The organism is Brevibacillus sp. M2.1A (genome assembly GCF_013284355.2).
Lineage (GTDB): Bacteria > Bacillota > Bacilli > Brevibacillales > Brevibacillaceae > Brevibacillus.
In genome coordinates this window covers 1-8,697 of the sequence record NZ_JABSUY020000004.1, presented here as the reverse complement: position 1 = coordinate 8,697, position 8,697 = coordinate 1, and the positions used below count along the sequence as shown (strand labels likewise).

At 40.9% G+C, this 8,697-nt stretch carries 5 protein-coding genes; 3 read left to right on the top strand and 2 right to left on the bottom strand.

Translation table 11 applies throughout. The features are described from left to right. The 3 genes from HP567_RS29795 to HP567_RS29785 form a co-directional block, all read left to right on the top strand. A partial coding sequence (locus tag HP567_RS29795; RefSeq protein ID WP_173610493.1) for a hypothetical protein occupies window positions 1–2,006 on the top strand: 2,006 nt, incomplete at its 5' end. Window positions 2,007–2,259: 253 nt separating this feature from the next. Beyond that, complete coding sequence (locus HP567_RS29790) at window positions 2,260–3,123, top strand: tyrosine-type recombinase/integrase (protein WP_173610503.1); 864 nt, start codon at window positions 2,260–2,262, stop codon at window positions 3,121–3,123. Window positions 3,124–3,179: 56 nt separating this feature from the next. Next, window positions 3,180–3,980 (top strand): hypothetical protein, encoded by an 801-nt coding sequence (locus tag HP567_RS29785; RefSeq protein WP_173610492.1) that lies wholly within the window; start codon window positions 3,180–3,182, stop codon window positions 3,978–3,980. Window positions 3,981–4,202: 222 nt separating this feature from the next. Here HP567_RS29785 and HP567_RS29780 read toward each other — a convergent pair whose 3' ends face one another. Continuing rightward, window positions 4,203–4,841 carry a hypothetical protein gene (locus HP567_RS29780; protein ID WP_173610491.1) on the bottom strand — a complete coding sequence of 213 codons (639 nt, stop codon included), beginning with the start codon at window positions 4,839–4,841 and terminating at the stop codon, window positions 4,203–4,205. A gap of 977 nt (window positions 4,842–5,818) precedes the next feature. Next, window positions 5,819–8,697: Ig-like domain-containing protein (locus tag HP567_RS29775; protein ID WP_229088261.1), on the bottom strand; the 2,879-nt coding region annotated here is incomplete at its 5' end.

The window sequence follows — 8,697 nt, the reverse complement described above, 5'->3', positions numbered from 1 at the left end:
TTAACCAAACTCAAGTTAAAGTTGTTTTCAACAAAGAAGTTGACAAAACTTCCGCTGAGACTGAAGGCAACTACAAGGTAAATGATACTGCATTGGTAGAAGGAACAACTACTGGTCAAGCAAAAGCAGCTTTGGAAGCAGACAAAAAGTCCGTTGTTATCACTTTTGCTGACAAAAAACCTAACAACACAGCTTTCACTTTCCAAGTTGATGGTGTAACTGATGTTGAAGGTAACAAAGTAACAAGTGAAGTTCAAACTATTACTGTAACTGATACTGTAGCACCAACAATCACTGAAACTAAATTTGCTGCTAGCGGTGACTTGACTATTACTTTCTCTGAGCCACTTGCAGCTGCACAACAACCGATTGTTCGTGTAAACAACACTCCAGTTGCACATACTCCAGTTGTTGCAGGTGATACGGTAGTAACTGTACCAGCTGCTAACTTGCCAGCAATCGCTGGTGGCGCAACTGCAACTGTATTTGTTTCCAGTGCACAAGATACAGCTCTGAACACAATGGCTGTATACAATGGCACTGTTGTAAAAGCAGTTGATACTACTAAACCTGCTATTACTTCTGTGACTCAAACTGGTCAAAACACAGTTAAAGTTGTATTGAGCGAAGAACTTGCGGGCGGTGCTTCTGCACTGGAACCAGCAGATCTCAAGATTCTGATGGGTTCTACCGTTTATACTGATGGTGCTGCTGGTACAGCAGTAACTGTTACTCCAGATGCTAATGATACCACAAACAAAACTTATGATGTATCCTTTAACCTTGGTGGAGCTGGTGCACCTAACTACGGTCTCTATGCTTCCAACACAGCTGCAACTGCACAAGTTACTTTGATTGTTGATGCTAATGCAATTAAAGATGCTTACAACAATGGTAACGATGCGTATACACAAGCAATCACCTTCAACCGTGATGCTCAAGGTCCTCGTTTCGTTTCTTCTAAAGTAGCAGACGACAAACAAACTATCGAATTGACTTTCGATGAAGATTTCCAAGGACTTGATGCAAACGTAGATGAGACTAAACTCCTTATCACAAATGCTGAAGGTGTTCGTTTCGATGCTATCGCAGCAACTACTGTTGCTAAAGCTGGTTCTCCTAAAGTATTGCTGGTTGATTTCGTAGCTGGTGCTGCTGAAATCGAAAACGGTACTTACACAGTACAAATCGGAGCAGGTGCAGTAAAAGATGCTCTTGGTAACTTGAGTGCAGCAGCTACTACTACAGTAACTGTAGGAAATGCAACTGATACTGTAAAACCAACTGCTACTCTGGATACTGAAACTACCACTGATGCAGCAGTAACTGGTGTTAACAAGTTTGTTGTAGACTTTAGCGAAGAAGTAGGAGCTTCTGCTCTTGATCTGGCTAACTACAAACTCGATGGTGTTGCACTGGATAGCACAAAAGCTAGCATCTACTTCAATAGCTCCGCTAAAAATAGCGTAACTATCGAACTGAAAGCTGAAACTGTAGCGTTCGGTGCTCAAGCTGGTACTCCAGCAACTCTGACTGTAAGCAATGTAGCTGATAAAGCTGGCAATGTTATGGAAAAAGCTGCTGATTTCGGAGTTAATATCGCTGACAACACAGCTGCTGTTCTGCAAACTGTTCAAGTTCTGGGTAACGACATCGTTCTTACTTTCAACGAGAACATTGACAGCACAACTGCAACAGCAATCGACGATCCAACTAAACTCTCTGCTGAGTTCGAAATCTTGGTAGGATCCGATGCATTGACTTTGGGTACTTTGGGTACTAACGGTACAGGTGGTACAGAAGGAGATGCAGCAGTATCTCTAGTAGCTGGTAACGCTAAACAAGTGAAAATCTCACTGACTCCTCAAGTTAACGGTACTGGTTACGATGGTCAAGTTTCTTCTAACTGGGATCCAACTAAAACAATCACAGTTAAAACTACTGGCGAAACTCTGAAAGATGCAAATGGATACGGAGTTAAAGCTGACGTAACTGCTCATAACTAATCGAACAGTTAAGAAAATACCCCATACGCAGAAATGTGTACGGGGTATTTTTCTGGCCGTTTGAAAAAATTATGTAAAAAGATGAAAATGGTGGAAGGTTAACTGAAAGCTTATAACTTTTTCAATCAGATAACACATTCTTTTTAAAGGATTTAAATAACCAAACTACGGATATACTAAAGGTGTTACCCGCATATTTCGGCTACTCTTTTTGTATAAGTATGCTGACATTCATGGTGGTGTTTTGAAACAAATGGTTTTAACCCAAGCAGTAGATATTTTCCTGCAATACTTGTTCTCCATTAGCCGGAGTGAACAAACGATAACGGGGTATAAAAAGGATTTGACCTACTTTACCCGTTTTCTGGAGAGCAAATACAACTGTGAGCCTTACGTCGATGAAGTAACTGCAACGGATATCGAAGATTTTCTTTTATATCTGAAATCAGAGCGTTCCTATGCTCCTGCCAGTAGACAACGTAACCTTCATACTTTTCGTTCATTCTTTGCTTATGCACATAAAAAAGAATGGGTTCCTCGCAATATTGCGTTATCCGTCGAGAAAATTAAGGTGCAGCAAAAGGAAAGAACATACTTGGAAGAAGAAGAAGTAAACGATTTAGTTAACGCCATCGACCACTCCCTAATTAGACTAGTGGTTATGGTCCTCTTCTTGACTGGTATGCGCATATCAGAATGCCTGAACCTAACTTTAGATGATGTGAAGTGGGATCAACAGGTGATTCACGTAGTGGCCGGTAAGGGAAACAAGGATCGATTTATTCCAATCTCTCCCCGTTTACTACCCACGCTGAAAGAATACGTATTGCATCATCGACCTGATTCAGATTCGAATCGATTTTTTTGTACCAAGAAAAGCGGTAAACTATCACCGGTATACGTCAATCGAGAAATTACAGAAGCAGTCAAACGATTAGGCTGGAGTAAGAAAGTGACAGCTCATATCCTCCGCCACAGCTTTGCAAGTCAACTAGTAAAAAAGGATGTTAATCTGGTTCAAATACAAAAACTTCTAGGACATTCATCTTTGAACGTAACCAGTGTTTATACACACACCAATTTAGATCAGCTGCGAGATGCGATCAACCACTTGTAGGTGAGTGTATAAAATATCCAAACACTTTAAAAGAGAGATATATAGGAGTGTAGAGAGTGGATATACGTACAGAGAAAAAACCAATCTATGACGAGCGTGTCAATGAGATATTGCGCGGCATGGTTGAGGGAAAAACGAGAGATGAGCTAGCGAAGGAATTGGGACATAAGAATTACAAGACATTAGATATATACATGCGTCGCAAGAATTTTATGTGGGATCGTTATAAACAAGCCTACGTACCAATACATACAAGTACTGAGAAGTGGGATCCAAGCAAGGATTTAATGAAGTCTTCGATGGAGTCGACGATTCTCTCGCTCTTTCAGAAAGAAGGAGCAGATGCGAAGACGATTGCCAAACGTATGGGCTTTCAGGATCATCGGGAGCTGGCAACATATATGAGGGCAAAAGGATACAAGTGGTGTTCTGATACGAAGAACTATGTGAAGGAATATGGGAAACTGACCGATAAGGAAATAGTCCACAAGGAAGCAGAATCGGATATCCCGCTGGAAGAACTTGAGGAGCCTTTTGTAGCGTCTAGATCTGCTCTTACGGCTTCGAACCAGATGGATCAGTATCTTTCCCTACTTGAGCTTTTGGAGCGTAACAGGGGCCGTCTAATCGATCTAATCGTTCCTGGCTCGGAATCAGGTAAAGTTCCTCGATATGCTGTACCTGGAGTCTTTGTTACGAAATCCGTTCATATGACAAATACACTCGATCAAATGGTTCGCGAATACAGTAAGGAAAAAAATATTAGTCAGAGAGATATATTCGCTGTTGCATTGATTGAGTTTTTCAAGCGATATGGGTATGAGAGAGAAATTAGTACGTTGATTGGGAAAGTGTAAGTCAAATCGCCTTCTAATCCCTGTGATTTGCTACGGGATAGGAAGGCTTTTTATTTTTATATCATAATGGAATAGCGTATTGCTACGGGAGAGGCATTGGACCTAAAGTACTCAAGGGAGTTGGGCACTCATTTCGCTTACCTTGTTAACGAAAGAAAGAGCCTGCCTCTGTGAGGCAGACTCTTGTGAAGCATTAAGGATTTAAAAGCTTCTGATTGAAAACTAATTACTGGTAACTGTAATTGTAATATTTTGGTCTGCTACTGTTTTCGTAGACGTAAATGTTACCTTCGCGCCAGAAACCGTGATATTTTGACGGAATATCCCTTTTCCATTGTTGAGTGCTTGAAAAGCAGATGCAATTTTGTCTGCAATTTCAGCAGATGTTTCTGTACCTTGAAGGGTAACAGTCGCCGTCTCATTCAAATAGTTTCCATCTGTAAAGTTAACACTCAAATCCTTCGAGCCAGAACCAGCCTCAGTAATTTCAAGTTCATTCACCTCAGCTACTCCGCCTGTACCAGCAACTCCCTTTCTCCATTCTGAACCTACTCCAGTGACACCCGTCGCGTCTAGATCTTCTAACGTGATGGTAATATCTTTGTCTGCCTCTTGTGTTGGTTCGTTAATATAAATAGTCATACCACTTCCTGTAATATTATAATCCGCTTTTAATTCTTGATAAATCGCATCATATAGCTGGAAAAAGATCGTTGAAGCACTGTCATTCATGTTCACCGATTGAACAATGTCTTTTCGAATCTGACCATCATCAAATACTACCTGAATCCTTCCGTCTTTACTTGCACCTGTTAAAATTTCCAACTGATTCGTCTCTTCTCTACCACCGGTTGGTGCCATACCTTTTACTACTTCCTTCGCATTCCAGACAATCTCGCTATTCTCGTCTTATCCCGTTTGAAATTTGGGGTTATAACGAGCCTACACCGTACGGGCGACTTTCATCGCATACGGCGTTCCATCAGCGAAGAAGGGAATGTTACGTCTTACAATGGGCATCTTCATCCTATCAAATGCTTCTCACAAAATTCTCACAAACGTAATCGTCTTAAGGAGCTATACTGGCAGTGGCCTTAAAGCAGGATGAAACGCAAAAAAGGACTGCAGAAATGATCTCTCTGCAATCCTTTTTGGAAATTGTTCATTTGTAGACTTGAGAAACTACAACGCCCATTGTAAGTTCTCGTATCCTTCTTATCCACTGACTGGGTTCCTTCGCTCCGGCCAGTTTTCTCCTCCCCGCCTGTGTTACCACTACGGGTACAAACGGCAAGCCATCTACACTACTACGAACCCGCTGCCATCTTATCAGCCTCACTGGTGCTATCCCACCTCTTCTGATAAGACTTCAAACGTTCCACCTTGTCTATCCCTTGTTTTGCTGACCTTAGGTCCCCACTATACAATCCGAGAAAAACAGGTTTAACAGCCTGAATTATTCCTGTTTCGTCTGTACGATCTCGCGTACAGCGACTGTTGTTAAACCCCTAGCGCTTCATTACCTAACAACAGCTATCTCGTATTGGGTCACCATGGATTCGTCGCCTGACCATAGCCAACTTTTAAGGAGCCCCGCCTTGCCTCTAAGCAAGTACGACTTCACCTGACTTCACGGGAGCAATTGGTATAGGACTGCTTTCCGTGCAGGAGGATTAGGCACATGAGTCATAGGCTGTTCTCATGGATTGGAGTTGCACCAATCTATTTGACAAGATAGTTAGAGAAAACCCCTAGACCGCTATGAAAGTTGTCTAGGGGTCGTTCTCCACTTCTTTCACTCAATTAATGAGTTTATGAAGTAACGTTTCGTGATTTTATTAAAGAGTTACCAATTTAGCAATTGCTTCGGTGACAGCAGTTACTTGAGCATCAACTTCAGCTTGAGTTGCATCTGCTTTGTTCAGTGCTTCTTCTGCATTAGCAATCACAGTTGCCAAGTTAGCAGCTGTCCAAGACTCAGGAGTGTAGTCAGCTTCTTTCTTAGCTTTAGCCTCTCCAACTTTTGTAGTCAAAGTTGCTTTGTCTGCTACTACTGGAGTTTTTTCTACAAGTTTTGCAACTGCTTCGCTGACAGCAGTTACTTGAGCATCAACTTCAGCCTGAGTTGCATCTGCTTTGTTCAGTACTGATTCTGCATTAGCAATCACAGTTGCCAAGTTAGCAGCTGTCCAAGACTCAGGAGTGTAGTCAGCTTCTTTCTTAGCTTTAGCCTCTCCAACTTTTGTAGTCAAAGTTGCTTTGTCTGCTACTACCGGAGGAGTATTTACCTTGTCTACTTCAGTTTGAACTTGAGCAAGTGTCAGGTCAGAACCTTTTGTTACTTTTGCTGCTGCAATAGCTGCTTTATAATCAGCAAGTTTCGCTTCAACTGCGCCGATTACACCAGCTTTAGTCAAGTCAGCAAATACAAATGTTCCGCTGTTGATTGCATTCAGTGCTTTTGCCGTATCACTCAACACTTCAACTACAAATGCATCTGAAGATACTGCAGCAAAATCGCTTGCATAGTTACCGATAGCATCAGTAATTACGATATTGTTGAGCAACTCAACAGTTACTGCACCGTCAATGCTGATATCACTGAAAGTGATTTCCAGCTTGTTGTCTTGTACTTTATCAATGGAGTATTTAGCTGTTGGAATACGGCTACCATCAGTGTTTTTAATGACCAATGCTTGTTTAACAGCCGCATCATCACCTGCTACCACTTCATCGAACTCTAAAGTGATCATATCCTTAGCATCATCTGTCAGCAGTTTTCCTTTTGCTGGTACTACCAGAGCTGGTTTTACTTTATCAACCAGATCAGCGGAAGTTCCTGCATCAGTTGCGATTGCGCCTTCAAATACAAAGGCACCTTTATCTGCTTTAAGCTTAACAGTCGCAGTACCGTCGCTTGTAGCATTTGGTTTCAGCTCTTTGCTCAATGTCAGTTCAACAGATTTTTTATCTGTTGCCAGATTTACACTGGTAACTTGCGCTTCAAGAGTGTTACCTACTACAACAGTTACTTTGTTTGGATCTACAGCAGTAAACAAGTGACCTGCTTCAGCGGAGACTTTAACCTTATTTTTCGCTACCAATTGAACGGCATTTTCCTGAATTGCATCATTAAATGCAACAGAAGGATTATATGCTCCGTAGATACCAGACAAGCTAGAGAGGTTTTGGTTCAATTGTCCTGATTTCAAAGTATTTCCGGCAACATCTTTCACTGCCAATACTTTTAGACTTCCAAATTGCTCTGGTGATGCTTCTGCTTTATTGAAAGTAATCACTACTGATTTACCATCAGTAGAAGGTGTAACAGTTGCAGCACTAATATCAGAAAGTGGTTTGTCACCTAACAGATAGTTTGCTTTATTTGCTAGTGTTGCAATATCCATTGATTCATTAAAGATAATAGTGATTTTGCTATCAAAAGAATCGCCATCAGAAATGATATTATCACCAATTTCAACTTGCCATTTAGCACTTATCATTTCTGGAGCTTGTTTATCTGCCAAGGTAATAGCAAATGTAGCTTCGCCTAGTTTGTTTTCACGGATAGACTTATCTACGATGTTATTTTCTTTTACTACTTTAACACTGTATACTCCGGACTTGTTCAGAGCATCATTAATTTGGATAACAAAAGTCTTATCACTCGCTTGGTTGTCAATGGATTTTACCACTACATCCGTAATTCCACCATTGACTACCTTGCCATCTTTATCCAGAAGCAGGAAGTCACTCTTATCTACATTCTTCACAGCTTTAGAGAATGTAATCTCAACATTGTTGCTGCTATCTACAGTATGACCAGCTACTGTTGGAGAAGTAACATCGTCAATAGCTGTAAATTTAAATGTCTTTTCTTCTTTCACTTCATTGCCGTAGTTGTCTTTGATGTTATTGTAAGCGAGTTCCGCTTGTACAACTGCAGCAAGATCAAGTGGAGTTTGCAGAGTCATCTCATAAACAGTTGAGCTCTTTTTATTTACAACTGTAACATCATTGTTTTGTTTTCCTGGAACTTTAACATACAAGGCTTGGTTACCAGCATGAACTGTGGACTCATCTACAACTTCGCTAAAGGTAACCTTAATTGTGTTAGCATTAACTACTTCTACTCCAGTAACTGCTGGAGGAGTTGTATCAGCGCCAAGAGTTACATCAAACTCTTTTGCTTCAAGTGGCAAGCCCGCAAAGTCTTTCAAGTTAGAAACTTTAACTTTGTGAGCACCTACAGTAACTGGATTTCCTAAAGTAATAGTAACTTTTCCATCATTAGCTTGTTTAACGTCAGAAGCAAATACGTTAATGCCATCAATTTGTACTAAATCAGTAAGAACACCGCTTTGAGTTGGGATATCTACTGGCTCAGAGAATTGTAGTTCAAGAGTTTTTGGAGAAGTTAGAACAGCAGACTTGGCTACTGGAACTTCAGTATCAAGAGTCTTTACGGTAGCTTCATGAGTAACTGTTGCAGTTCCTTCAGCAGCTTTCAGACCATCAACTGTCAACTTATAAGTTTTACCTTGGTCAAATTTACCATTGTTAGAAACAAGCAGGTACAATGTTTTACCATCTTCAGAAAGTACACGGTCGATGGACTTAGGTGCTGTTCCATCAAACAGTTTAACTTTTGTTGATTGTTCCGCTTCTTTTTCATCAACAGCTTTATTGAACTTAATTGCAATAGTTCTAAGGTTAT